The 24,896-nt window shown below is 64.8% G+C and carries 24 protein-coding genes; 14 read left to right on the top strand and 10 right to left on the bottom strand.

From position 1 onward, the window contains the following. Positions 1-15: 15 nt before the first annotated feature. Entirely contained in the window at positions 16-876 is an 861-nt protein-coding gene (locus tag U8330_RS17410) for a transporter substrate-binding domain-containing protein (RefSeq protein ID WP_323106501.1), read from the bottom strand. Between the two features lie 406 nt (positions 877-1,282). Between U8330_RS17410 and hutC the strand changes: the two genes are divergently transcribed. The 3 genes from hutC (at position 1,283) to U8330_RS17395 (ending at position 4,468) form a co-directional block, all read left to right on the top strand. Then, complete coding sequence (hutC, locus tag U8330_RS17405) at positions 1,283-2,032, top strand: histidine utilization repressor (protein ID WP_323106500.1); 750 nt, start codon at positions 1,283-1,285, stop codon at positions 2,030-2,032. A 136-nt stretch (positions 2,033-2,168) separates the two neighbouring features. Continuing rightward, positions 2,169-3,248 carry an aminotransferase class I/II-fold pyridoxal phosphate-dependent enzyme gene (locus U8330_RS17400; protein WP_323106499.1) on the top strand — a complete coding sequence of 360 codons (1,080 nt, stop codon included), beginning with the start codon at positions 2,169-2,171 and terminating at the stop codon, positions 3,246-3,248. A 53-nt stretch (positions 3,249-3,301) separates the two neighbouring features. Then, the gene (locus U8330_RS17395) at positions 3,302-4,468 is read left to right on the top strand and encodes an alpha-hydroxy acid oxidase (protein WP_323106498.1); all 1,167 of its coding nucleotides are present in this window, start codon (positions 3,302-3,304) and stop codon (positions 4,466-4,468) included. Positions 4,469-4,515: 47 nt separating this feature from the next. Here the strand turns inward: U8330_RS17395 and U8330_RS17390 are convergent, their stop codons facing one another. Beyond that, positions 4,516-5,448: a LysR family transcriptional regulator gene (locus tag U8330_RS17390; protein ID WP_323106497.1), complete on the bottom strand. Its 933-nt coding sequence runs from the start codon at positions 5,446-5,448 to the stop codon at positions 4,516-4,518. Between the two features lie 88 nt (positions 5,449-5,536). On the opposite strand from U8330_RS17390, the gene U8330_RS17385 reads away from it, so the two are divergent. Next, positions 5,537-6,337 carry a phytanoyl-CoA dioxygenase family protein gene (locus U8330_RS17385; RefSeq protein ID WP_323106496.1) on the top strand — a complete coding sequence of 267 codons (801 nt, stop codon included), beginning with the start codon at positions 5,537-5,539 and terminating at the stop codon, positions 6,335-6,337. Between the two features lie 129 nt (positions 6,338-6,466). Here the strand turns inward: U8330_RS17385 and U8330_RS17380 are convergent, their stop codons facing one another. Genes U8330_RS17380 through fdhF form a run of 3 tightly spaced genes read right to left on the bottom strand, consistent with a single transcriptional unit; the run spans position 6,467 to position 10,528 of the window. After that, positions 6,467-6,835 carry a formate dehydrogenase subunit delta gene (locus U8330_RS17380; RefSeq protein WP_416236935.1) on the bottom strand — a complete coding sequence of 123 codons (369 nt, stop codon included), beginning with the start codon at positions 6,833-6,835 and terminating at the stop codon, positions 6,467-6,469. After that, positions 6,825-7,607 (bottom strand): formate dehydrogenase accessory sulfurtransferase FdhD, encoded by a 783-nt coding sequence (gene fdhD / locus U8330_RS17375; RefSeq protein WP_323107339.1) that lies wholly within the window; start codon positions 7,605-7,607, stop codon positions 6,825-6,827. Before fdhD ends, U8330_RS17380 begins: the two co-directional genes overlap by 11 nt. Before the next feature lie 41 nt (positions 7,608-7,648). Next, positions 7,649-10,528 carry a formate dehydrogenase subunit alpha gene (fdhF, locus tag U8330_RS17370; RefSeq protein WP_323106494.1) on the bottom strand — a complete coding sequence of 960 codons (2,880 nt, stop codon included), beginning with the start codon at positions 10,526-10,528 and terminating at the stop codon, positions 7,649-7,651. A 98-nt stretch (positions 10,529-10,626) separates the two neighbouring features. Here fdhF and U8330_RS17365 point away from each other — a divergent pair, with 98 nt between their 5' ends. Both U8330_RS17365 and U8330_RS17360 read left to right on the top strand, forming a co-directional pair. Then, a complete protein-coding gene (locus U8330_RS17365) occupies positions 10,627-10,773 on the top strand; it encodes a hypothetical protein (protein ID WP_323106493.1) in 147 nt (48 codons plus the stop codon). 74 nt (positions 10,774-10,847) lie between these two features. Next, a complete protein-coding gene (locus U8330_RS17360) occupies positions 10,848-11,273 on the top strand; it encodes a type II toxin-antitoxin system HicB family antitoxin (protein ID WP_323106492.1) in 426 nt (141 codons plus the stop codon). An 8-nt stretch (positions 11,274-11,281) separates the two neighbouring features. On the opposite strand, the gene U8330_RS17355 is transcribed toward U8330_RS17360, so the two are convergent. The 4 genes from U8330_RS17355 to U8330_RS17340 all read right to left on the bottom strand — a co-directional run bounded on the left by U8330_RS17355 (position 11,282) and on the right by U8330_RS17340 (position 15,124). After that, a complete protein-coding gene (locus U8330_RS17355) occupies positions 11,282-12,838 on the bottom strand; it encodes an NADH-quinone oxidoreductase subunit NuoF (RefSeq protein WP_323106491.1) in 1,557 nt (518 codons plus the stop codon). Then, the gene (locus tag U8330_RS17350) at positions 12,835-13,314 is read right to left on the bottom strand and encodes a formate dehydrogenase subunit gamma (RefSeq protein WP_323106490.1); all 480 of its coding nucleotides are present in this window, start codon (positions 13,312-13,314) and stop codon (positions 12,835-12,837) included. Before U8330_RS17350 ends, U8330_RS17355 begins: the two co-directional genes overlap by 4 nt. Positions 13,315-13,442: 128 nt before the next feature. Beyond that, complete coding sequence (locus U8330_RS17345; RefSeq protein ID WP_323106489.1) at positions 13,443-14,354, bottom strand: LysR family transcriptional regulator; 912 nt, start codon at positions 14,352-14,354, stop codon at positions 13,443-13,445. After that, positions 14,354-15,124, bottom strand: a complete 771-nt coding sequence (locus U8330_RS17340) for an SDR family oxidoreductase (RefSeq protein ID WP_323106488.1) — start codon at positions 15,122-15,124, stop codon at positions 14,354-14,356. The genes U8330_RS17345 and U8330_RS17340 overlap by 1 nt, the downstream gene beginning before the upstream one ends. A 129-nt stretch (positions 15,125-15,253) precedes the next feature. Between U8330_RS17340 and U8330_RS17335 the strand changes: the two genes are divergently transcribed. From U8330_RS17335 to U8330_RS17300, 8 genes are all read left to right on the top strand, one after another. Then, the gene (locus U8330_RS17335) at positions 15,254-16,018 is read left to right on the top strand and encodes a DeoR/GlpR family DNA-binding transcription regulator (protein ID WP_323106487.1); all 765 of its coding nucleotides are present in this window, start codon (positions 15,254-15,256) and stop codon (positions 16,016-16,018) included. 124 nt (positions 16,019-16,142) lie between these two features. Beyond that, entirely contained in the window at positions 16,143-17,660 is a 1,518-nt protein-coding gene (gene glpD, locus U8330_RS17330; protein ID WP_323106486.1) for a glycerol-3-phosphate dehydrogenase, read from the top strand. Positions 17,661-17,706: 46 nt separating this feature from the next. Next, positions 17,707-18,789, top strand: coding sequence for an ABC transporter ATP-binding protein (locus U8330_RS17325; protein ID WP_323106485.1), 1,083 nt, complete (start codon positions 17,707-17,709; stop codon positions 18,787-18,789). Positions 18,790-18,799: 10 nt separating this feature from the next. Continuing rightward, positions 18,800-19,879 carry an ABC transporter ATP-binding protein gene (locus U8330_RS17320; protein ID WP_323106484.1) on the top strand — a complete coding sequence of 360 codons (1,080 nt, stop codon included), beginning with the start codon at positions 18,800-18,802 and terminating at the stop codon, positions 19,877-19,879. Positions 19,880-19,884: 5 nt separating this feature from the next. Then, positions 19,885-20,751 (top strand): sugar ABC transporter permease, encoded by an 867-nt coding sequence (locus U8330_RS17315; protein ID WP_323106482.1) that lies wholly within the window; start codon positions 19,885-19,887, stop codon positions 20,749-20,751. 16 nt (positions 20,752-20,767) lie between these two features. Beyond that, positions 20,768-21,595, top strand: coding sequence for a carbohydrate ABC transporter permease (locus U8330_RS17310; protein ID WP_323106481.1), 828 nt, complete (start codon positions 20,768-20,770; stop codon positions 21,593-21,595). 14 nt (positions 21,596-21,609) lie between these two features. Continuing rightward, entirely contained in the window at positions 21,610-22,029 is a 420-nt protein-coding gene (locus U8330_RS17305) for a DUF2160 domain-containing protein (protein WP_323106480.1), read from the top strand. A gap of 82 nt (positions 22,030-22,111) precedes the next feature. Beyond that, positions 22,112-23,839 (top strand): ABC transporter substrate-binding protein, encoded by a 1,728-nt coding sequence (locus U8330_RS17300; protein ID WP_323106479.1) that lies wholly within the window; start codon positions 22,112-22,114, stop codon positions 23,837-23,839. A 239-nt stretch (positions 23,840-24,078) separates the two neighbouring features. Here U8330_RS17300 and U8330_RS17295 read toward each other — a convergent pair whose 3' ends face one another. Then, positions 24,079-24,669: a sugar transferase gene (locus U8330_RS17295; protein WP_323107338.1), complete on the bottom strand. Its 591-nt coding sequence runs from the start codon at positions 24,667-24,669 to the stop codon at positions 24,079-24,081. Between the last annotated feature and the right edge of the window lie 227 nt (positions 24,670-24,896).

Genomic DNA, 24,896 nt, shown 5'->3' with positions numbered 1-24,896 from the left:
TCTTCCCCAACCGGCCTACTTGGTCAGCTTGACCTGGTAATCCGCCCACATGCCGTATTTTTCGAGAATCTTCTTGCGGGTGCCGTCCTCATCCATGGAGACAAGCGCCTTGTTGACGGCTGCGAGAAGGTCCGGGCATTCGCGCTTCACGCCGACTGCGCTCGCGCCGAGAATGTAGCTGGCCTTGGCTTCCGCTTCCGCCCATTCCGGCTTTGCCTGGTAGTAGATCGGGTCGCCGATGGTGGTCAGGTCCTTGAGCGTCTCGAGCTCGCCGGCGAGCGTGCCCTGGTCGAGGATGACCGCGTCCACCTGGCCGTTGCGAAGCGCCACGAAGGGTTCGCCGAAGGTGTTGAAGTCGAGCACGCTGCCTGCGACGCCCTTTTCGACCAGCTGATGGGCATTGAGCGAGTCGGTCGTTCCGAGCGTCGATCCGAGCACCTTGCCCTTCAGGTCCGCGACCGTCTTGATCGGTCCGTCCTTCTTGACGATGATCAGGTCGATCATCATGAAATAGGGGTGGCTGAACTCGATGCCCGCGCTCTGCACGCGCTCCTGCGTGGCGGACATGGCCGAGAAGATCACGTCCCAGCGGTCGGCCTGCAGGCCCGGAATGAGCGTCGTCCATTCGGTGATCTCGTAATCGACCTTCGGGATGCCCATGCGCTTGCCCATCTCGACGAACAGATCCCATTCGAAGCCGCCATAGGTGCCGTCTTCGTTCTTCCAGACGAAAGGCTTGGTGCCCATCAGGCCGTTGCCGGACAGAAGCACGCCCTTCTGCTTGATCCTGTCCAAACATTCGTCGGCATGCGCTATCGACGCAGCAGCTGCGGCGAAGCTGAGCGACAGCGAGAGAACAATGGCGAGGGATTTCATTTCGATCTCCTTGCTGGACACGATGATGATGAAATGCGTGGCTCTGCACTGACGCGGGCTGTTCGTCCGCATGCGACCTCGCTCGGCCGGCGGCGAAAAATGAAGGACGTCAGGACGCCGCCAAACGCTATTTATCTAATTTTGTATAGTCAATAGGGTGCAGGCCATCATATTAGAGAATTCTGAGTTTCCGATCCGTTCAGTGGTCAGTTTCTATTCTCTCCGGATGCGCCACACGCGCTTCTGTCCGGCGCACGGGCCGGGCGGCACTCTAGCTTGAAGCCTCGTCCTGTTTGTCTATAACAAGAGCCTCTTTGCCGAGAGATGTGCTGGCCTTCGAACGGCCAGCGGATCACCAGGGCGGCCGTCATCGGCTCCGCATATCGGCCACACACATGGAGCGGACATGCCCCGAATGGACATCGAGATCGAAGACCGGGATCTGGTGGATGGTTTTGGGCTTGGTCAGAATGTGCGGAATTTCGTGCTGAACAAGATCAACACCGGCGAATGGGCCGATGGTGATCAGATACCGACAGAGACGCTGCTGGCGCGGCAGTTCGGCGCGTCCCGGATGACCGTTCACACCGCGCTTCGCGATCTGGCGGCAGAGGGCAAGCTGGTCCGCAGGCGCGGTGCGGGGACCTTCGTCGCGCCGCGTAAGCGACAGTCTACCTTCATGGAAATACGCAATATTCAGGATGAGATCGAAGAGCGGGGCGGCAGCCACGCGACCGAGGTGCTGACGCTGGAGCGCGTCGATTGCGACCTTGCTTTGGCGACCGAACTTGCCGTTCAGCCCGGGTCCAGCGTCTTCCATTCCGTGCTGCTGCACAAGGAGAACGGGCGGCCGCTGCAGCTCGAAGACCGCTACGTCAATCCGCGGTTCGCGCCGCGCTATCTGGAGCAGGATTTCACCGCGATCACGCCGTACCAGCATCTGATGTCGCTCGGTCCCCTGGACGAGATCGAGCATGTGATCCAGGCGCTGCGAGGGGACGATGCCGTGCGGGACATCCTCGACATGCGCGAGGAAGACTGCCTGCTGATGATGCGCCGGCGCACCTGGTCGCGGGGGCTCGTCGCCACCAGCGCCCATCTTCTCCACCCGGGATCCCGCTTCAGCCTGGCCGGGCGCCTCAGCCTCACGCGGTGACTTGACCAATCCACAAGAAAGTTCGAATATTCTTTCTACCCGGCGGCTGCCTGCCGCTTGACTCGCCCCGGCTTTTCGGAAAGGCTCGCTTTGCCTAGACAAAGGGCAGGTGAGGGCAGAGGGGTTCAGCCGAGTGATGATCGGGAAGCTTCGGCCGAGCGAGCGGTTGACAACGGTGCCTCGCTACGGCCGCGGGCGGGCCGTGGTCAGCCCCATTGCGACCCATCGGCTCGGGTCGAACGAGGTGCCGGATTGCGACGACGGGCTGCAGTGGCCGGCGGCTCAAGCGGCGCAGACCGTCCACCGCTATCCGGACCTGCATGGCGAGCCGTTGATCGAGGCACTGTCCCTGCGCTTCGGCCTTTCGCAGACCGATATCGCCGTGGGCGCCGGGTCGATCGTGCTGCTCGACCAACTCATCCGTGCCTTCTGCGATGCGGATGACGAGATCCTGTCCTTCTGGCGATCCTATGAAGCCTATCCGATCCTTGCCGGCATTTCCGGCGTCCGGCTTGTCACGGTGCCGTTCGGGCCGGATGGCCAGCCGGATGAAGACGGCCTGATCGAGGCGATCAGCGGGTCAACGCGCGTCGTTCTTCTTTGCAATCCCAACAATCCGACCGGGGTGACGCTTTCCGAGCAACGGATCGACGCCCTTCTCGCCCGTATCCCGCCCCACCTCCTGGTCGTGCTGGACGAGGCCTATATCGAATTTGCCAGTTCGCCGGCCGAGGCGCTGTTCTCGCCGAAACGGCGGTTGAGCATCCATCCCAATCTGGCGATCCTCAGAACCTTTTCGAAGGTCTGGGGCCTTGCCGGCGCGCGGGTCGGCTATTGCATGGCCAATGCGCCGATCATCGATGCTCTGCGAACGGTCGCGGCACCGTTTCCTCTGTCTGGCATGGCTCTGGCCATGGCCAAGGCAGCCCTTGCCCGACCCGACGTCGTGGCGGCGCGCATCGCCCGCAACGCTTCTGAGCGCGGTCGTCTGATGAAAGGGCTCCGTACACTCGGTTTTCCGGTCCTGGAGTCGCAGGCCAATTTCGTCTGGCTGCCGCTCGGCGCCCGCGCTTCATCCTTCACCGAGTATCTCGACCGCGAGCGGATCGCCGTGCGCTGCTTTGACGGGGAGGGCGTGCGGATCACCGTCGGGTCTCCGGACGATACCACCGCCGTTCTCGGCACGGCGGCCCGCTTCCTGACCGGTGGCCTGTGATGGCGGCGGCACAGGTGGCAGTGGCCGCGAAGCCTCGGCGTGGTTAGAGGACGATGCCGTCTCGAAAGACCATCGCCGGCTGGACAGCGCCGGAGGACTTCCGCCAGGCGGCGCGCCGTCGGCTGCCGAAGCTGTTTTTCGACTATCTCGACGGCGCGGCCGGCGCGGAGCGGACTGCCGCGGACAATATCGACGATTTCGACAAGATCCGGTTCCTGCCGAGCGTGCTGCAGCCGGCCCGCCCCGCGACCCTGCAGACGGATTTTCTCGGCGCGCGGCATTCCCTGCCGCTGATGCTGGGTCCGATCGGCTCGCTCGGCATGTTTCGCGCCCAAGCCGAGCTCATGGCCTTTCGCGTTGCCAAGCGCCGCGGCCTTCAAGCCTGCCTGTCGTCCTTCACCATCACGCCGCCGGAGCGGCTTTCGTCCGAACTGCCGGCAGGTGCTGCATTTCAGCTCTACGTCTTGAAAGACTTCGGGCGAACCCGCGCCATGCTGGAGCGTATGCGCGCGGCCGGGTTCAGCACGCTGGTCGTGACGGTCGACGTGCCGGTTTCCGGCATCCGCGAACGCGATATCCGGAACGGCTTGCGTCAGCGGAAGCGGCTGTCTCCCGCGCAGCGTCTTGCCCTTGCCGCTCGTCCAGGCTGGCTGCTCACCATGGCGCGCGCCTATCCCGCGCGCATGGCACTGGCGGAGGATTGGCCGGAGGCCGGTCGGCGCTACCTGTCGCAGGCGGCCTTCCTCGCCCGGCAGATCGATCCGGAGCTGAGCTGGCAAACGATCTCCCGGCTTCGCGCGCTCTGGCCCGGCTGGTTCGTCCTGAAGGGCATCCAGCGGGCGGACGATCTCGGCCGCGCGATCGAGAGCGGCGTGGACGGGGTCATTCTGTCCAATCATGGCGGCCGGCAGCTCGATGGCTGCCCGTCCACGATCTCGACGCTGGCGCGCATGCCGACGCCGCCCGCCGGCTTCGATCTGATCCTCGACGGGGGCGTGCGGCGCGGAACCGACGTGGTCAAGGCGATTGCGCTCGGCGCCACGGCCTGCGCGCTCGGCCGCGCTTATGCCTATGCATTGGCGGCTGGCGGCGAGGCAGGGCTGGAGCGCCTGCTGGACGGTTTCGCAGCCGAAATTTCTGCCAGCCTCGCCTTGCTCGGAGTCGATTCGCTGGACGCGCTGCGGCGCGAGGGACGGAGCCTAGTGGATATCCGCTGCTAGGGCGATTGCCGGCGCGCAGGCTCATGCGGTGCGGCACGCGCCTTGTCCTATCCGGTCTCGGTCGTGGCGCCGGCGACCTCGGCCAGGTCACGGGCTGCGCCGAGGTGGCAGATCTCCGCCCGGATTGCAGGCAAGGGCGCGGGTTGGGTCTCAGCCGAGGCGAGCACGATCGGCTCGATCGCGTGGCTGTCGCCGATGACCACGCGGCAGATCGGCAGGCCGTCGCTGGTGATGCCGCCGAGAGGCCGCGTGTAGCTGAGCCCCGTTCCTTCACCATTGGCGGCCAGGCTGCGCAGAAGCTCGATCGAGCTTGCCCTGTGGCAGATGCGCGGTGTCCGGCCGATGGCGGCGAACAGGGTCAGCATATGGCGGATCGACAGGCCCTGGTCGGAGAGGATCAACGGCCGGTCGGCAATCTCCGCCAGCATGGCCATGCTCCGGCCCGCCAGAGGATCGTCGGGAGGGACCCAGATGTAGGGCGCCGCCCGGGCTACCGCTTCCCGGCGAAAGCTGGCATCGAGGCCGAGATCATAGGTCAGGCCCAGATCGATCTGGCCCGAGAGAAGCTTGTCGGCCAGCGCTTCGAAGGAGACCGTGCGGCAGCTGATCTCGGTTTGCGGAAAGGCTTGGCGCAGCCGGCGCAGGATCGGTGCCAGCCAGTTCGGTGCGAGTTCGTCGAGAATGCCGAGCCGCACATGACCCTGCGGACGGCGGGAAAGCATGCCCGGCGCATCCAGACGGGCAGCATCGGCAAGCAGCGTCTCCGCCTCCGGCAGGAACAGCCGGCCGAACGGGGTCAGGGTGACGGCAATCCCCTTGCGGCGCTGGAAGAGCGCCTCGCCGACCCGGTTTTCCACTTGGCCGATCGCCACCGACAGGGCGGGTTGAGAGACATTCAGCACCGCCGCCGCCGCCGAGAGACTGCCTGCCTTGGCGACAGCCACGACATATTCCAGCTGCCGCAAGGTCACATGCAGCATCAGCCTATGACTCCCTTCGAAAATCCGTATTAGAAATTTATAATCGAACCCGCCATGCTGCAAGGACCTCCACTTGAAAGGACGCCCCATGCACGCTCTCCTGACACAGGATCATATCGACACCTTCCAGCGTGACGGCGTCGTCTTCATCAAAGGCCTGTTCCGGGAAGAGGTCGAGCGGCTGCGTCGCGGCGTCGAGGTCAACATGGCCGAGCCTGGGCCCTATGCGGCAGAAAACCTGAAGGCGGGCGAGGGCGGGCGTTTCTTCGACGATTACTGCAACTGGCAGCGCATCGACGAGTTCAACACGGTAATCCGGCAGTCGGCCGTGGCCGAGGTGGCGGCCGATCTGATGGGGTCCGATACGGTCCAGCTGTTCCACGATCATGTGCTGGTCAAGGAACCGGGGACGTCGAAGCCGACGCCCTGGCATCAGGATGGCCCCTACTACTTCGTCGAAGGGCGGCAGACCGTCAGCTTCTGGTCCCCGCTCGATCCCGTGCGGGAGGCGACGCTGCGCTGCGTGGCGGGCTCTCATCTCTGGGACAAGCCGGTGCTGCCGATCCGCTGGCTGTCGGAGGAAAATTTCTACGCGGACGACGACAGATATCAACCCGTGCCCGATCCGGACGCGCAGGGAATGGATGTGCGGGAGTGGGAGATGGAGCCTGGAGACGCGGTCGCCTTCCACTACGACACCCTGCATGGCGCACGGGGGAACAACAGCGAAACCCGCCGCCGCGCCTTCTCGCTGCGTCTGGTCGGCGATGATGCACGCTATGTGGAGCGCCCCGGGCGGACTTCGCCGCCCTTCCCGGGCCATGGAATGACCGCTGGCGACCGGCTTCGGGAAGACTGGTTCCCGACGATCTTTCGCCGCACGGCATGAAGTGAGCGCCCAGGCATACGGTTTCTGGCCTCCATGCCTCGCGTTCGGTGCAGCCCGCCGCCTCGGCCTTTCCGATCCGCAGGAGAGCGCCACCTCGCCTGCCGCTCTGACCGGCAGGCTGGCGAACGTTCAGTGCTGTTCGGGAATGCTCGGTTCGGATAGCGATTCGCCGGCCGCCTGTCCCTCGCCGCCGGTGGTGCCGGCGATAGGGCGCGTGCCGGTGCCGATCGGCGTCTGCCCCTGTCCGTCCACCTGGGTGGCGGGACGGCGGATCAGCGGCAGGGCGGCCATGACCAGGGGGTCGAGCCCCACATCCCCTGATGCGGCGAGCGCGAAGAGGGCGCGCCGCATGCGGGTCTCCCAGAATTTGTTGATATGGGTCGCCACACCTTCGACGCGGATCTCCGCCGGCTGCGAGGCGAAGAAGGTTGCGATCTGGTTGGCCATGCGCACCAGCTTTTCCTCCGTCGTATGGGCGGACGGGTTTTCAAGCGACATCGGCATCCGGCGCCTCCAGGCGAAGTCGGTCGGAATGGGTGAAGATTTCGAACTCCGCGCCGCGGGCCAGCGCCACCAGAGTCACGCCGGCCTCGTCGGCCGTGCGGATCGCAAGCGCCGTCGGAGCGGAAATCGCAATCAGGATCGGACTGCCCAGAATGGCCGTCTTCTGCACCATTTCAACAGAGATGCGGCTAGTGACGACCACGGCGCCGTGCGCGCCGTCGCGCCCAAGCGCCAGAACCGCGCCGGCCAGCTTGTCCAGCGCATTGTGCCGGCCGACATCCTCGCGCACGGCGATCAATCCTTCGCCGGGAACGAAGAAACCGGCGCCATGCACGGCGCGGGTCAGCGCATGCAGCGGCTGGTTCTCCCCGAGCGCCTCCACCGCCGCCGCGATCTCGTCCGCGGAAAGCCGCAGCCGGGCGGTGGCGCAGGAGGGCACGCGCCGGACCGCCTGTTCGAGCGATTCGATGCCGCACAGGCCACAGCCGACCGGGCCGGCCATGTGCCGCCTGCGGGCAGCGAGCGCGGCGCTGCGGTCTTCGCGGAGCGCGATCTGCAGGTCGATGCCTTCCTCTGCGTCCAGAACCTCGATCTCCTCGATCTCGCCGGCCGTCGCGATGATGCCTTCGGTGAGGCTGAAACCGATGGCGAAATCGGTGAGATCGGCAGGCGTCGCCATCATCACCGCATGGGTGGAGCCGCCATAGCTCAGCGCCACCGGCACCTCCTCCGGCACCTGCCGGCTGGAGGGGCGCAAAGCACCCATCCGCCGGGCAAGTTCGGGAACGGCGCGCGCCGTCGGCCGGCTCACTCCGCTGCCTCCAGCTTAGCCGCGATCCGGCGCGACTGCCGCGCCTGGTCCTCGTAATCGCGCTGCCAGTCGGAGGGGCCGTTCGAGGGCGAGACCTGCACGGCCGTCACCTTGTACTCCGGACAGTTGGTGGCCCAGTCCGAGAAATCGGTGGTGATGACATTGGCCTGCGTCGTCGGGTGGTGGAAGGTCGTGTAGACCACGCCCGGCGCGACGCGGTCGGTGATCAGCGCCCGCAGCGTCGTCTCGCCCGAGCGGCTGGCGAGCCGCACCCAATCCCCATCACGAATGCCGCGCAGCTCCGCATCGTGCGGATGGATCTCCAGGCGGTCCTCCTCATGCCAGACGACATTCTCCGTGCGCCGCGTCTGCGCGCCGACATTATACTGGCTGAGAATGCGCCCCGTGGTGAGCAGCAGCGGAAAGCGCGGCCCGGTCTTCTCGTCCGTCGCCACATATTCGGTGCGGATGAACTTGCCCTTGCCGCGCACGAAGCCGTCCACATGCATGATCGGCGAGCCGAGCGGCTTCGTCTCGTTGCAGGGCCATTGTACCGAGCCGATCTGGTCGAGATAGGCATAGGAGACCTTGGCGAAGCTCGGCGTGGTGGCGGCGATCTCGTCCATGATCTCGGACGGGTGGCCGTAGTGCCAGTCGAGGCCCATGGCCTGGGCGAGCTTCTGGGTCACCTCCCAGTCGGCCAGCCCATTGCGCGGCGTCATCACCTTGCGCACGCGGTTGATGCGTCGCTCGGCATTGGTGAAGGTGCCGTCCTTTTCCAAAAAGGTCGAGCCCGGCAGGAAGACATGGGCGTAGTTGGCGGTCTCGTTCAGGAACAGGTCCTGCACCACCACGCAGTCCATCGCGGCCAGGCCGGCCGCGACATGGCGGGTATCGGGGTCGGATTGCAGGATGTCCTCGCCCTGGATGTAAAGCCCCTTGAAGGTGCCGTCGACCGCGGCGTCCAACATGTTGGGGATGCGCAGGCCCGGCTCGTCGGACAGCGTCACGCCCCAGAGCGTTTCGAAGACCGAGCGGGTGGCGTCGTCGGACACATGGCGATAGCCGGGCAGCTCGTGCGGGAAGGAGCCCATGTCACAGGAGCCCTGCACATTGTTCTGCCCCCGCAGCGGGTTCACACCCACGCCCGGCCGACCGATATTGCCGGTGGCCATGGCGAGATTGGCGATCGCCATCACCGTGGTCGAGCCCTGGCTGTGCTCGGTAACGCCGAGGCCGTAATAGATCGCGCCATTGCCGCCGGTGGCGAACAGCCGGGCGGCACCCCGCAGCGTTTCGGCGGGAACGCCGGTCAGCGCCTCGATCGCCTCGGGGCTATGGCGTTCCTCGGCCACGAAGGCCGCCCAGTCCTCGAATTCCGACCAGTCGCAGCGTTCGCGGATAAAGGCCTCGTCGAACAGGCCCTCGGTGACGATCACATGGGCGAGCGCGGTGACCACCGCGACATTGGTGCCCGGTAGCAGCGGCAGGTGGAAGGCTGCCTCGATATGCGGCGAGCGCACCAGGTCGATCCGGCGCGGATCGATGACGATCAGCTTGGCGCCCTGTCTCAGCCGCTTCTTCAGCCGCGAGGCAAAGACCGGATGGCCATCGGTCGGGTTGGCGCCGATCAGGATCACCACATCGGTCTCTTCGACCGAATCGAAATTCTGGGTGCCGGCCGAGGTGCCGAAGGCCTGGCCGAGGCCGTAGCCGGTCGGCGAATGGCAGACGCGCGCGCAGGTGTCGACATTGTTGTTGCCGAAGCCGGCGCGGATCAGCTTCTGCACGAGAAAGGTCTCCTCGTTCGTGCAGCGCGAGGAGGTAATGCCGCCGATCGCCTCGCGGCCATATTGATACTGGATGCGGCGGAACTCGGCCGCGGTGTGCGCCAGCGCCTCCGCCCAGCTCACCTCCCGCCAGGGATCGGTGACCTTGTCGCGGATCATCGGGTTGAGGATGCGCTCGCGATGGGTGGAATAGCCATAGGCGAAGCGACCCTTGACGCAGGAATGGCCGCGGTTTGCCTGGCCATCCTTCCAGGGCACCATGCGCACCAGCTCCTCGCCGCGCATTTCCGCCTTGAAGGAGCAGCCGACCCCGCAATAGGCGCAGGTGGTGACGACGGAATGCTCGGGCTGGCCGATGGCGATCACCGATTTCTCCGTCAGCGTCGCGGTGGGGCAGGCCTGCACGCAGGCGCCGCAGGAGACGCATTCGGAGGAGAGGAAGGCTTCGTGCTGGCCGGCGGAGACCCGGCTGTCGAAGCCACGGCCTTCGATGGTCAGCGCGAAGGTGCCCTGCACCTCCTCGCAGGCCCGCACACAGCGCGAACAGACGATGCATTTGGACGGATCATAGGTGAAATAGGGGTTGGATTCGTCCTTCGGCATCCATTTGGCATTGATGCCGTCGCCGCTCCGTGCCTTGACGTGGTTGTCGCCGTCCATGCCATAGCGGACCTCGCGCAGGCCCACGGCGCCAGCCATGTCCTGCAGCTCGCAGTCGCCATTGGCCGCGCAGGTCAGACAGTCGAGCGGATGGTCGGAGATGTAGAGCTCCATCACCCCCTTGCGGATATCCTTCAGCCGCGATGTCTGGGTGTGAACGACGAGGCCGGGTGCCACCGGCGTTGTGCAGGAGGCCGGCGTTCCCGCCCGGCCTTCGATTTCGACCAGACAAAGCCGGCAGGAGCCGAAGGCATCGACCATATCGGTCGCGCAGAGTTTCGGCACCTGGATGCCGGCCTCCATGGAGGCCCGCATGATCGAGGTCCCCTCCGGCACCGTCACCGCCCGCCCATCGATCGTCAGCGTCACCTCAGCGCTCGCCCGTGAAGCGGGAGTGCCGTAGTCGGTTTCAGGAACGAGGGGCATCAGGAGCCTCCGAAGATGCGTGGGGTGCGGCAGGGCAAAAACTTGAAGGACGCACAAAAATGTGCGTAATCTTGATCGTCGGATACTGGAGCCGGGGGATGAAGCGTGACCAGTTCCTCCGGGAATTGCGCAAGGCCGCCGAAGAGCGCGGACTGCCCTTCACCGTCTTTACCGACCGGGGGAAGGTTCGCATTATCGGGTTCATCTGGGTGAACGGTCGAGCACCGTCAAATCTGGAGAGCTGACGCCCAGCTACTGCCGGCTTGTGAGAAAGCAGCTTGGGCTCGACTGAGGCGATGCGGTCGCAAGGAGACGGACGATGGAGTTCACCTATCATGCAACGCTGAAGCCGGACCCGGATGGCGGCTTCCTGGTGACCTTCGCCGATGTGCCCCAGGCGATCACCGCTGGCGAGACGCGAGACGAAGCCTTGGCGCAGGCGCGCGAGGCGCTGTCGCTCGCGCTGCGCGGCGTGTTGGCTTCGGGCGAGGCGCTGCCGATATCGCAGGCGAGGGATGGTGTTCCGATCGCGGTCGAGGCGGACGTGGCTGCCAAGCTCGCCCTCGTCCAAGCCTTTCGCGCGTCGGCCATCAGCAAGACGGATCTGGCGCGACGGCTGGGCAAGAGCGAGAATGAGGCGCGCCGCCTGCTCGATCCCGACCATCCCTCGAAGATCGGCGCCCTCCAGGATGCCTTGCGAACGCTCGGCCGGGAGATCGTTGTCTCGGTGCGCGACGCGGCCTGACGATCTGCTCATTCTGCCGCCTCCCGCACCGTCGCGCTGCCGAAGTCGTCGGGGAAGTGGGTCAGTGCGCTCAAAACCGGGTAGGGGGTGAAGCCGCCGAGCGCGCAGAGCGAGCCGAATTTCATCGTGTTGCAGAGATCCTCGACGAGCGCAGTATTGGCTGCCGGTTCGATGCCCTGAGCGATGCGGTCCATCACCTCGACGCCGCGGGTGGAGCCGATTCGGCAGGGGGTGCATTTCCCGCAGCTTTCGACGGCGCAGAATTCGAAGGCGAAGCGGGCCTGCTTGAGCATGTCGGCGGTGTCGTCGAAGATCGTGACGCCGGCATGGCCGATCAGGCCGCCGGCCGCGGCAAAGGATTCGTAATCGAACGGCGTGTCGAAGAGCGCGCGGGGGAAATAGGCGCCGAGCGGCCCGCCGACCTGCACCGCCTTGACCGGACGTCCGCTGGCCGTGCCGCCGGCGATCTCGTCGACGATCTGGCCGAGCGTCAGCCCGAAGGCGACTTCGTAGAGGCCGGGACAGCGCGCATTGCCGGCGATCTGGATCGGGATGGTGCCGCGCGAGCGTCCCAGGCCGAAATCACGGTAGAAGGCGGCGCCCTTGTCGAGAATGACCGGCACGGAGGCGAGCGAGATGACATTGTTGATGACGGTCGGTTTCCCGAACAGGCCCTTGTGCGCAGGCAGGGGCGGCTTGGCGCGCACCGTGCCGCGCTTTCCTTCGAGCGAATTGAGCAGCGCGGTCTCCTCGCCGCAGACATAGGCGCCGGCGCCGGCGCGGATTTCGATCGAAAAACTGCGCCCCGACCCCAGCAGCGACGGACCGAGCAGGCCGGCGTCTTCCGCCCGGGCCACCGCCGCAGCCATGGTGGCGATGGCGTGCGGATATTCCGAGCGGATGTAAACGAAGCCTTTGGTTGCGCCCGTTGCCAGGCCCGCGATCGCCATGCCTTCGATCAGCACGAAGGGGTCGCCTTCCATGATCATCCGATCGGCAAAGGTGCCGCTGTCACCCTCGTCGGCGTTGCAGACGATGTATTTCTTCGGGTCGGTGCAATCGAGCACCGTCTTCCACTTGATACCGGTTGGGAAGCCGGCGCCGCCGCGGCCGCGCAGGCCAGATTGGGTAACGGCATCGACGATCGCCGCCGGCGCCGTGGCCAGCGCCGCCTCGAGACCCCTCAAGCCGCCATGGGCACGGTAGTCGTCGATCGACAGCGGGTCGATCACGCCGCAGCGGGCGAAGGTCAGCCGCGTCTGGCTCTTGAGAAAGGGGATCTCCTCGGTGAGGCCGAGACAGAGAGGGTGTTCCTGCCGGCCTTCCAGAAGGTCTGCCAGAAGCGCCGGCACGTCCCCGGCCTTGACCGGGCCATAGGCAAGGCGCCCGGCCGGCGTGTCGAGTTCCAGCATCGGCTCCAGCCAGTGCAGGCCGCGCGAGCCGGTGCGGGTGAGGGTGATCGTCTGCTGCCGTGCGGCGGCCTCGGCCTCGATCGCACGCGCCACGCGATCGGCGCCGACAGCCAGGGCAGCGGCATCGCGGGGAAGGAAGAGGGCGAGGCTCATCGGCGGGCCTCCTCGAGAAGGGTTTCGAGCGCCTGCGCATCCAGCCGCCCGTGCACCGCGCCGTCCAGCATGGCGGCGGGCGCAGTGGAACAGAGGCCTAGACAGAAGACCGGCTCCAGCGTCACAGCGCCATCCGGCGTCGTGCCATGGAAATCGATGCCAAGCGCTGCCTTTGCCTGATCCGCAAGGCGATCCCCGCCCATCGACTGGCAGGCCTCGGCGCGACAGAGCTTCAGCACGTGGCGCCCGGCCGGATGATGGCGATAATCGTGATAGAAGGTAACGACGCCATGCACCTCGGCGCGCGAAAGGTTGAGCGCCCCGGCGATCACCGGGACAGCCTCGTCCGGAATATGGCCGAAGACGCTCTGAACGCCGTGGAGGATCGGCAAGAGCGGACCCTCGAGCCCCTGATGCTCCGCCACGATCGCCAGCACGCGCGGCCCGATCTCCCGGTTCGAGAGGTGTTGGTTCAAGGCTGTTCTCCCACTTCACCGCCCGACGAAGGCGGGGCGCCCTTCTTGCGCAGACCCTTGCGACAGGCTTGCAGCATTGACGGCGCCGATCAAGGCCGTGCAGGCCATCGACCGATAGACAAAATCTATCAGACCTCTTCCGATCTGTCTCCGGGGCCAGGATCGCTGAGGGCGCGCGCCTCGTGCAGGAGCGCCGAGACAAGGGGCGTGAAGGGCTCGCGATGGGTGGCGACGAGGCCGATCACATGGTCGCCCGCCGGCTCGCCGATCGGGATCAGCGTGACGTCTTCCTGAAAGCCGAAGGCCTCCGCCATGGCCGAGGGCATGATGGTGGACCAGAGCCCGGTGCGCACATGGGAGAAGATCACGATCATCGAATTGCTTTCGAGCGTCGGGGTAATACTGACCCCCGCCTCCTCGAAATGGCGGTTGATGATGCGGCGGTTCTGCATGTCGGGCGTCAGCAGGCAGAGCCGGACCTGTGCCAGCTCCCGCCAGGTGATGCTGTTCCGCCGGCTGAGCGGCGAACCGGATGCCGTGACGAGGTGGTAGCGCTCCACCTGCAGCGGCACGCTGGTGACCCGGCCGAGCGGCTCGTTGTCGAGATAGGTGATGCCGGCGTCGATCTCGAGATTTTCGAGCCTCGCCAGCAGATTGAGCGAGGTGGTGGACAGGACGGAGAAGGTGACGCCCGGATGCTTGGCCTGAAAGGGCGCGGTGATGCGCGGCACGAGCGACAGCGCAGTCGGAACGGCAGCAAGCCGGATGTGGCCGACCAGGCCGCTGCGGGCGGCGCGCATCTCCTCGCGCATTGTGCGGGCATCGCCGACGATGCGGCGCGCCCATTCCAGCACGCGCTGCCCTTCCGGCGTCAGCCCCTGGTAGCGCGCCCCGCGATTGACCAGCATCACGCCCAGCTGATCCTCCAGCTGGCGAAGGGCGGCGGACAGCGTCGGCTGGGTGATGCCGCACTGCTCGGCCGCCCGGCCGAAATGGCGCTCATGCGCCAGCGTGATGAAGAATTCGAGCTTGTCGATCATCAGCAGATCAGCTGGCCGCCATTCACCTCCAGCACCTGGCCGGTGATGTAGCCGGAAAGCGAACCGGAGGCGAGGAAGAGATAGGCCGGCGCGCAATCCTCGGCCGTGCCGAGCCGCTGCAGCGGGATGGACTTGCGGGTTGCCTCCAGCTTCTCAGGCGAGGAGTAGCGCTCGTGGAAATCGGTGGTGATCGTGCCCGGCGAGACGCAATTGACACGGATGCCGGCCGGCGCCAGCTCGCGGGCAAGCGCCTTGGAATAGGTGGAGACAAAGGCCTTGGTGGCGGAGTAGATCGCCGATCCCGGGCTGCCGCCGGTCAGCGCCGAGATCGAAACGGTGTTGACGATCGCCGCCTGCGTCCCGGATTTAAGGAGCGGGATCATGCCTCGCGTCAGCGCGACGACGGAGGTCTGGTTGAGCGCCACCACCGTTTCATACTGCTCATCGGTCAGCGCATCGGCGGGGAAGCGGCCGACCATGGTGCCGGCATTGTTGACCAGAACGTCGAGGCTGGAGAAGCGGGCCGAGACATCGGCCAGGAAGGCATCGATCCCGTCCGGATGCAGGAAATCGGCATAGGAGATGGTCGCGCGGCCCGAATCCAGCGCCAGCAGCACATCATCCGGCAGCGCTGCACTTTCGGCGCGCCCGCCATGCAGATGCACGGCTGCGCCGCAGGCCAGAAATTGGCGTGCGACCTCCAGCCCGATGCCGCGGCCGGCGCCGGTCACGACGACCTGACGGTCCTTGAACAGATCGGGATGGTGCATGGGTCTTTCCTCCTGCGGGCACGTTTGAATGCAAGCGCCGGCCCCTCCCGGGCAGCATGGCGCGATCGGCGATTGCGCCGCTTTCGTTTTTCCATATCATGAAAGAAAACGAAAGCGGGCGGAAAACAGATGTTCATCAGCGGGCGGCAATCCGAGATCCTCGATCTCGCCAAGATCGAGGGTCGGGTTCTGGTCGATGAGCTGGCGGCGCGCTTCTCCGTCACGCCGCAGACGATCCGCAAGGATCTGAACGATCTGTGCGACGGACGCATGCTGACCCGCATCCATGGCGGGGCCATCTTCACCCGCGGCAACGAGAACGTCAAATACGAGGCCCGCCGCTCGATCGCCTTCGAGGAGAAGCAGGCGATCGGCCAGGCCGCGGCCGCGCTGATTCCCGACAATTCATCCCTTTTCATCAACATCGGCACGACCACCGAAGCCGTGGGCGAAGCGCTTCTCGACCATCGCGAATTGATGGTCATCACCAACAACATCAATGTTGCCAATCGTCTGCGCGTGTTCCCCTCGATCGAGGTGGTGATTGCGGGCGGTGTGGTGCGCGGCGCGGATGGGGGGATTGTCGGCGAGGCGGCGGTGGATTTCATCCGCCAGTTCAAGGTGGATTATGCCGTGATCGGCGCCTCCGCGATCGACCGGGATGGCGCGCTGCTCGATTTCGATTATCGCGAGGTGAAGGTGGCGCAGGCGATCATCGCCAATGCGCGCCACGTCATCCTGGTTTCCGATTCGACGAAGTTCGAACGCACCGCGCCCGTGCGCATCGGTCATCTGACCCAGGTGCACACCTTCATCACCGATTCCTGCCCGCTGGACTCGATCCGCGAGATCTGTCTGGCCCAGGATGTGCGCCTGATCGAGACGCAGGGGTAGGACGAAAGACACCAAACGTAAGTTTCGAGACGCATTCGTTTGACATTCGATAGATTTTCGCTTTTACTTCTCAGGCTTTCGCACATGCTCATTTTTGTGCAATGCGAAAACAAGGGGTGGGAGCGTGTCCGAGCAGGGCCTTTTCGATATTTTCGTGATCGGCGGCGGCATCAATGGCTGCGGCATTGCGCGTGATGCGGTCGGACGCGGCTACAAGGTTGCGCTCGCGGAAATGAAGGACTTTGCCTCCGGCACATCCTCGGCCGCGACGAAGCTGATCCATGGCGGATTGCGCTATCTCGAGCATTACGAATTCCGCCTCGTGCGCGAATCGCTGATGGAGCGTGAGGTGCTCTGGGCCATGGCGCCGCACATCATCTGGCCGATGCGCTTCGTGCTTCCCTTCCACAAGGGCGGCATCCGCCCGGCCTGGCTTATTCGCCTCGGTCTGTTTCTCTACGATCACATCGGCGGCCGGAAGAAGCTGCCCGCCACCCGGACGCTCGACATGCGGCGCGACCCGGCCGGCCGGCCGCTGAAGCCGCTGTTCACCAAGGCGTTCGAATATTCGGACGGCTGGGTGGATGATGCGCGCATGGTGGTCCTGAATGCGCGCGATGCGGCAGATCGCGGCGCGCTCATTCTCAACCGTTCGCGCGTTGTCTCCGCACGGCGCGAGGAGGATCATTGGCTCGTGACCGTGCAGCCGGCCGAAGGTGGCCCGACCACGACCTATCGCGCCCGTATGTTGGTCAATGCCGCCGGTCCCTGGGTGGACCAGGTTCTCTCCAATGCCTTCGGCGTCAACCAGGTGCACAATGTTCGCCTGGTCCAGGGCAGCCACATCGTGGTGCGCAAGAAGTTTGCCGATCCGCGCGCCTATTTCTTCCAGAACCCGGACGGCCGCATCATCTTCGTCATTCCCTATGAGGACGATTTCACGCTCATCGGCACCACCGACCGCGATTACAGCGGCGACCCGCGCGAGATCCGCATTTCCGAAGAAGAGACCGACTACCTCTGCGCCGCCGCCAGCGAATATTTCGCCGAGCCGGTGCGGCCGGAGGATATCGTCTGGACCTATTCCGGTGTCCGACCGCTGTTCGACGACGGCGCCTCCAAGGCGCAGGAGGCCACGCGCGACTATGTGCTGAAGGTCGAGGATCGCGACGGCAAGGCGCCGCTTCTCAACATCTTCGGCGGCAAGCTCACCACCTATCGCCGGCTCGGCGAACATGCGCTCGAAAAGATCGAGGGCGCGATCGGCGCCAAGGGCAAGCCCTGGACGGCGGGTTCGAAGCTGCCGGGCGGCGATTTTCCGGAAACGGGCCAGCCCGAGGAGGTGCGCCAGCTGCGCATCCGCTACCCGTTCCTGAGCGAGCGGCATGCGCGCCGCCTGGTGCGCACCTATGGCACGCGCTCGGCCGCCTTCCTCGGCTCCGCGAAGACGATGGAGGATCTCGGCCGGCTGTTCGGCTGGGATCTGACGGAAGCGGAGGTCCGCTTTCTCATGGAAACCGAATGGGCGCGCAGTGCCGAGGATGTGCTGTGGCGCCGGACGAAACTGGGGTTGAGGCTCACCGCCGACGAAGCAGCGGGTCTCGATGTCTATATGCGGGAGACGTTCCGGCCGGCGGCGTGACAACACCGGGGGGAGCGGCGATCCGCTCGGCGAGGAGGCCGAGGGAATGCTGGAACTGAAGAACATCGCAAAGGTCGTGGGGGCGGATACGCATATCCATCCGACCAGCCTCACGCTCGAGCGCGGTTCGCTGAACGTGCTGCTCGGGCCGACGCTGTCGGGCAAGACCTCGTTGATGCGGCTGATGGCCGGGCTCGACAAGCCCACCTCCGGCACGCTGCATATGGACGGCAAGGATGTGACGGGCGTGCGCGTGCAGGACCGCAGCGTCGCCATGGTCTACCAGCAGTTCATCAATTACCCGGCCATGACGGTCTATGAGAACATCGCCTCGCCGATGCGCATTGCCGGCAAGGACCAGGCGACGATCGACCGCGAGGTGCGCAAGGCGGCGGAGCTGATGAAGCTCACCCCCTATCTCGACCGCACGCCGCTCAATCTGTCCGGCGGCCAGCAGCAGCGCACGGCGCTCGCCCGCGCCATCGTCAAGAATGCCGGCCTGATCCTGCTCGACGAGCCGCTCGCCAACCTCGACTACAAGCTGCGCGAGGAACTGCGCGAAGAGCTGCCGAAGCTTTTTGCCGCGTCCGGCTCGATCTTCGTCTATGCGACAACGGAGCCGGCGGAAGCGCTGATGCTCGGCGGCCATACGGCGACGATGAGCCTCGGCCGCGTGACCCAGTTCGGCCCGACGATCGATGTCTATCGCCGGCCGGTCGATCTCGTCTCGGCGCGCACCTTCGCCGATCCGCCGCTCAACACCATCGCGCTCACCAAGTCCGGCTCGACCCTTCGCCGCGGCGAAGCGGCCATCCTGCCGCTGCCCGCCCATCTCGCCGGCGTGGCCGATGGGCCGGTGACGATCGCTTTCCAGCCGCATCATCTGGCACTCAAGCCCGCCTTCGACGGCGCGCCCGCTTTGCCGGCCCGCGTCATCGTCTCGGAGATTGCCGGGTCGGAAAGCTTCATCCACGTGGAGAGCGAAGGCGCCCGCTGGGTCATGCTGGAGCACGGCATCCACAATCTCGATCCCGACATGCAGACGCATGTCTATGTCGACACGCGCCATCTGATGGCCTTCGACGCAAACGGCATGGCGACGGGCGGGCATGCCGCCCGCGCGGCGTGAGGAGACGACCATGGCACGCATCACGCTCGACCACATCCGCCACGCCTACGGCCCCCACCCGACCTCGCCGGCCGACTATTCGCTCAAAGAGGTCCATCACGAATGGAACGACGGCGGCGCCTACGCCCTGCTCGGGCCCTCCGGCTGCGGCAAGACCACGCTGCTCAACATCATCTCCGGCCTGCTGCATCCCTCCGAAGGGCGCATTCTGTTCGACGGCAAGGATGTGACGGAGCTGTCCACCCAGGCGCGCAACATTGCCCAGGTCTTCCAGTTCCCGGTCATCTACGACACCATGACCGTCTACGACAATCTGGCTTTCCCCTTGCGCAATCGCGGCGTGGCGGAGGCCGATGTCGATCGGCGCGTGCGCGAGATCATCGAGATGATCGATCTCGGCGACCGGGCGCACAAGAAGGCGCGGGGGCTCACCGCCGACCAGAAGCAGAAGATCTCGCTTGGCCGCGGCCTGGTGCGTTCGGACGTCAGCGCCATTCTCTTCGACGAGCCGCTGACCGTCATCGATCCGCATATGAAGTGGGTGCTGCGCTCGCAGCTCAAGCGCCTGCACCAGCAGTTCGGCTTCACCATGGTCTATGTCACCCATGACCAGACCGAGGCGCTGACCTTCGCCGACAAGGTGGTGGTGATGTATGACGGCCAGATCGTGCAGATCGGCACGCCGGCCGAGCTCTTCGAGCGGCCGAAGCACACCTTCGTCGGCTATTTCATCGGGTCGCCGGGCATGAACGTGCTGCCGGTTTCGCTCGACGGCAACCGCGCGACCATCGACGGCCAGGCCATCGCGCTCCCCTTCGCGCCGACAATCGCGCAGGGCGCCAAGACCGAACTCGGCATCCGCCCGGAATTCGTCCGCCTCGGGCGCGAGGGCGCGCCGGTCACCATTGGCAAGGTCGAGGATATCGGCCGTCACCGCATCGTACGCGCCGCCTTTGCCGGCCGGCCGATCTCCATCGTCGTGCCGGAGGATGGCGAGATCCCGGCCGAGCCGCGGGTCAGCTTCGACCCCGCCGCCATCAATATCTATGCCGATTCCTGGCGTGTCGCCGAACCGGGCAGGGAGGCCTGAGATCCGTGGAAAAGACCTGGAACAACAAGGCCTGGTTCATGGTGCTGCCGGTGCTGGTGCTGGTGGCCTTCTCCGCCGTCATCCCGCTGATGACGGTCGTCAACTATTCGGTGCAGGACACGTTCGGCAACAATGAGTTCTTCTGGGCCGGCACCGACTGGTTCATCCAGACGCTGCATTCCGACCGCTTCTGGGATGCTCTGGTACGCAACCTCGCCTTCTCGGCGATCATTCTGGCAATCGAAATCCCGCTCGGCATTCTGATCGCTCTGAATATGCCGAAGAAGGGGCTTGGCGTGCCGGTCTGCCTCATCCTCATGGCCCTGCCGCTCCTCATTCCGTGGAACGTGGTCGGCACGATCTGGCAGGTGTTCGGACGTACGGATATCGGCCTGCTCGGCTATTCGCTGACGGCGCTCGGCATCAACTACAACTACGTCAACAATGTCTTCGACGCCTGGGTGACGCTGATCGTCATGGATGTCTGGCACTGGACGAGCCTCGTCGTGCTGCTCTGCTATGCCGGCCTCGTCTCGATCCCGGATGCCTATTACCAGGCCGCCAAGATCGACGGCGCCTCGCGCCTGGCCGTCTTCCGCTATATCCAGCTGCCGAAGATGAAGCGCGTGCTGCTGATCGCCTTCCTGCTGCGCTTCATGGACAGTTTCATGATCTATACCGAGCCCTTCGTGGTCACCGGCGGCGGGCCGGGCAATTCCACCACCTTCCTGTCGATCGACCTCGTGAAGATGGCTGTCGGCCAGTTCGACCTCGGTCCGGCCGCAGCGCTCTCGATCATCTACTTCCTCATCATCCTGTTGCTCTCCTGGGTGTTCTACACCGTGATGACCAACAGCGACGCGCAGAGCTGAGAGGGGAGGAACCATCATGGCAACCGCAACCGCACAACGCGAATCCTCCCGTCTCTCCTTCCTGGTTCCAACGCTCTACATCCTGTTCCTCATGGTGCCGATCTACTGGCTCGTGAACATGAGCTTCAAGACCAACACCGAGATCACCGGCACCTTCTCGCTCTATCCGCACGAGCCGACGCTCAGGAACTACATCGTCATCTTCACCGATCCGGCCTGGTATTCGGGCTATATCAACTCGATCACCTATGTGGTGCTGAACACCATCATCTCGATCGCAGTGGCGCTGCCGGCGGCCTATGCCTTCTCGCGCTACCGGTTCCTGGGCGACAAGCACCTGTTCTTCTGGCTGCTCACCAACCGCATGGCGCCGCCGGCGGTGTTCGCGCTGCCCTTCTTCCAGCTCTATTCCGCCTTCGGCCTGATCGACACGCATATTGCCGTGGCGCTGGCGCACTGCCTGTTCAACGTGCCGCTGGCGGTCTGGATTCTCGAAGGCTTCATGTCCGGCGTGCCGAAGGAGATCGACGAGACCGCCTATATCGACGGCTATTCCTTCCCGAAGTTCTTCCTGAAGATCTTCGTGCCGCTGGTTGCGTCCGGCATCGGCGTCGCCGCCTTCTTCTGCTTCATGTTCTCCTGGGTGGAGCTTCTGATCGCCCGCACGCTGACGACGGTGGATGCCAAGCCGATCGCCGCCACTATGACGCGTACGGTCTCGGCATCGGGCATGGACTGGGGCGTGCTGGCGGCAGCCGGTGTCCTCACCATCATTCCCGGCGCCCTCGTCATCTATTTCGTCCGCAATTACATCGCCAAGGGCTTCGCCCTCGGGCGCGTTTGAGAAAGGAGCGTCCGATGGCTGCTGCCGTTTCCACCAACCGACGCTGGCCAATCGCCCTCGTCATCATCCTCGCCGTCTACCTGGCCGCCGCCGCGGCGCTGGCCTCGCAGCTGCCGGTCAAGGACGGGATGCCGGACTGGTTCGCAACGCTTTTCCCCGGCGGCTGGATGGCCTGGTCCTTCCCCTCTGCCATGTTCTTCCTGACCATCTTCCTTCTGCTCGGCCTGATGGCGGTCTGGGAATATGCGCGGCCGGGCGGGCATCCGCGGGTCGGCATTCTCCGCTTCGAAACCACGCGCGGCGACCGGCTCTTCGTGTCGCTGCTCGGCTCGGCCTTTATTCATCTCGCATGGCTGGGGCTTGTCGGCCCCAACGTGTGGTGGGCTCTTGCGCTCTCGCTTGTCTACGCCATCGGCGTGTTCAAGCTGGTCTGACGCAAGGAAAGACGACCGGCTGCTTCGGCAAGGAGGCCTGAGCAGCCGGGACATGCACTCGCAAACCTTAAGGGAGGACATTATGCGACGGCATCTACTCACATCGACGGCAGCGATCCTGCTGGCCTTCACCGGAACGGCCTTTGCCGGCATGGACGAGGCTAAGCAGTTCCTGGACAAGGAAATCGGCGACATGTCGACGCTGACACGCGCCGACCAGGAAAAGGAAATGCAGTGGTTCATCGATGCGGCGAAGCCTTTCGCCGGCATGGAAATCAAGGTCGTTTCCGAAAACATCACCACCCACGATTACGAATCCAAGGTGCTGGCGCCGGCCTTTACCGCCATCACCGGCATCAAGCTGACGCATGACATCATCGGCGAAGGCGACGTCGTCGAAAAGCTGCAGACGCAGATGCAGTCGGGCGAAAACCTCTATGACGCCTTCGTCAACGACTCGGACCTGATCGGCACGCACTGGCGCTACCAGCAGGTGCGCAACCTGACCGACTGGATGGCGAACGAAGGCAAGGACGTCACCAGCCCGACGCTTGATCTCGCCGACTTCATCGGCACCTCCTTCACCACCGCGCCGGACAAGAAGCTCTACCAGCTGCCGGACCAGCAGTTCGCTAACCTCTACTGGTTCCGCTACGACTGGTTCAACGACGAGAAGAACAAGGCCGACTTCAAGGCGAAGTACGGTTACGACCTCGGCGTTCCCGTCAACTGGTCGGCCTATGAGGACATCGCCGAATTCTTCACCGGTCGCGAGATCGACGGCAAGAAGGTCTTCGGCCATATGGATTATGGCAAGAAGGACCCCTCGCTCGGCTGGCGCTTCACCGATGCCTGGCTCTCCATGGCCGGCAACGGCGACAAGGGCATTCCGAACGGTCTGCCGGTCGACGAATGGGGCATCAAGGTCGACGAGAACTCCCGTCCGGTCGGCTCCTGCGTGGCGCGCGGCGGCGATACCAACGGCCCTGCCTCGGTCTACGCCATCCAGAAGTATCTCGACTGGCTGAAGGCCTATGCACCGCCGGAAGCAGCCGGCATGACCTTCTCGGAATCCGGCCCGGTTCCGGCGCAGGGCAATATCGCCCAGCAGATCTTCTGGTACACGGCGTTCACCGCCGATGCGGTCAAGAAGGGCCTGCCCGTCGTCAACGAGGACGGCACGCCGAAGTGGCGCATGGCACCCTCGCCGCATGGCGTCTACTGGAAGGACGGCATGAAGCTCGGCTATCAGGACGTCGGCTCCTGGACGCTGATGAAGTCGACCCCCGAGGACCGCGCCAAGGCCGCCTGGCTCTATGCGCAGTTCGTGACCTCCAAGACCGTGGACGTGAAGAAGAGCCATGTCGGCCTGACGCTCATCCGCGAATCGACAATCCAGCACGAGAGCTTCACCAAGCGCGCGCCGGAACTCGGCGGCCTGATCGAGTTCTACCGTTCGCCGGCCCGCGTGCAGTGGTCGCCGACCGGCACCAACGTTCCGGACTATCCGAAGCTGGCCCAGCTTTGGTGGCAGGCCGTGGGTGATGCCTCTTCCGGCGCCAAGACCGCGCAGGAAGCCATGGACTCGCTCTGCGCCGAGCAGGAAAAGGTCATGCAGCGCCTCGAACGCGCCGGCGTCCAGGGCGATATCGGCCCGAAGCTCGCCGAAGAGCATGATCTCGAATACTGGAACAAGGACGCCGTCTCGAAGGGCAATCTCGCACCGCAGCTGAAGGTCGAGAACGAGAAGGAAAAGCCGATGACCGTCAATTACGACGAACTGGTCAAGAGCTGGCAGTCCGCCAAGTAAGCGATCCACTTCTCTCCCAAGAGACGCCTGAGCCGCCCGGAGCGAAAGCACCGGGCGGTTTTTCGTTGGCCGGACGATTGCCGAACATCCGTCAAGTGCCGGGTGAGATCCGGACATGAAAAAGGCGCCCTTCCGGACGCCTTCGTCTTCGATTTCTCAGCACTCAGCCGCCGCAGCGGTCTCTCGCCGGTGGTCGGTCGCTGCTCACGCTTGCGGGTGCGCTTCTCTGCGGTCCGGTCTTAAAAGCCCGTGCCGCCGCGCAGTTCGTTGATCAGCGTGCGCAGGATGATCTTGATGTCGAGCAGCAGCGAGAAATTGCGAACATATTCGACGTCGCAGAAAATGCGGCGGATCGCCATCCAGCGGTGCGTCGTCGGGCCGCGCAGGCCGCGGGCCTGGGCGAGGCCGGTCAGGCCGGGGCGCATCAGGTGGCGGTTTTCGTATCCGCGAACGAGATCGGCATAATCACGGCCGGCGGCCAGCATGTCCGGCACATGCGGACGCGGGCCGACCAGCGACATGTCACCGACCAACACGTTCCAGAGCTGCGGGATCTCGTCCAGATTGGTGCGGCGCAGGAAGCAGCCGACCTTGGTGATGCGCGGATCGCCGCTGATCGTCTGCTGCACGCCCGAGCGATCGCAGCGATCGGTGTACATGGAGCGGAACTTGAGGATTTCGAACGGCACTTCGTTGCGGCCGGTGCGCAGCTGGCGGAAGAAGACCGGACCCTTGCTTTCCAGCTTGATCAGCAGGGCGATGAGCAGAAGCACGGGCGCCAGCACCAGAAGCCCGCTGAATGCGCCGGCAATGTCGATGGCGCGCTTCATGGCAAGCTGGACGGGACGATTGGGAACGCTGACCGGTTCGATGTGGAAGTTCTGATCGCCGGCCTTGAAGAAGCCGGATCGGCGGGTGCTTCGCTGCCCCCGCTTCAGTCTCAGGCCGTCGATCACATATTGGTCAGTGGCCTTGAACGCAGTCTGCTTGGTCATGGCTCTCAAACTCCCGACACCGTTCAGCAGCCTGCATCCGAAAAATGGACACGTGCGAAAAA

Source organism: Rhizobium sp. CC-YZS058, from assembly GCF_034720595.1.
In the GTDB taxonomy this organism is placed as follows: domain Bacteria; phylum Pseudomonadota; class Alphaproteobacteria; order Rhizobiales; family Rhizobiaceae; genus Ferranicluibacter.
This window is presented reverse-complemented; position numbering and strand designations above follow the sequence as displayed.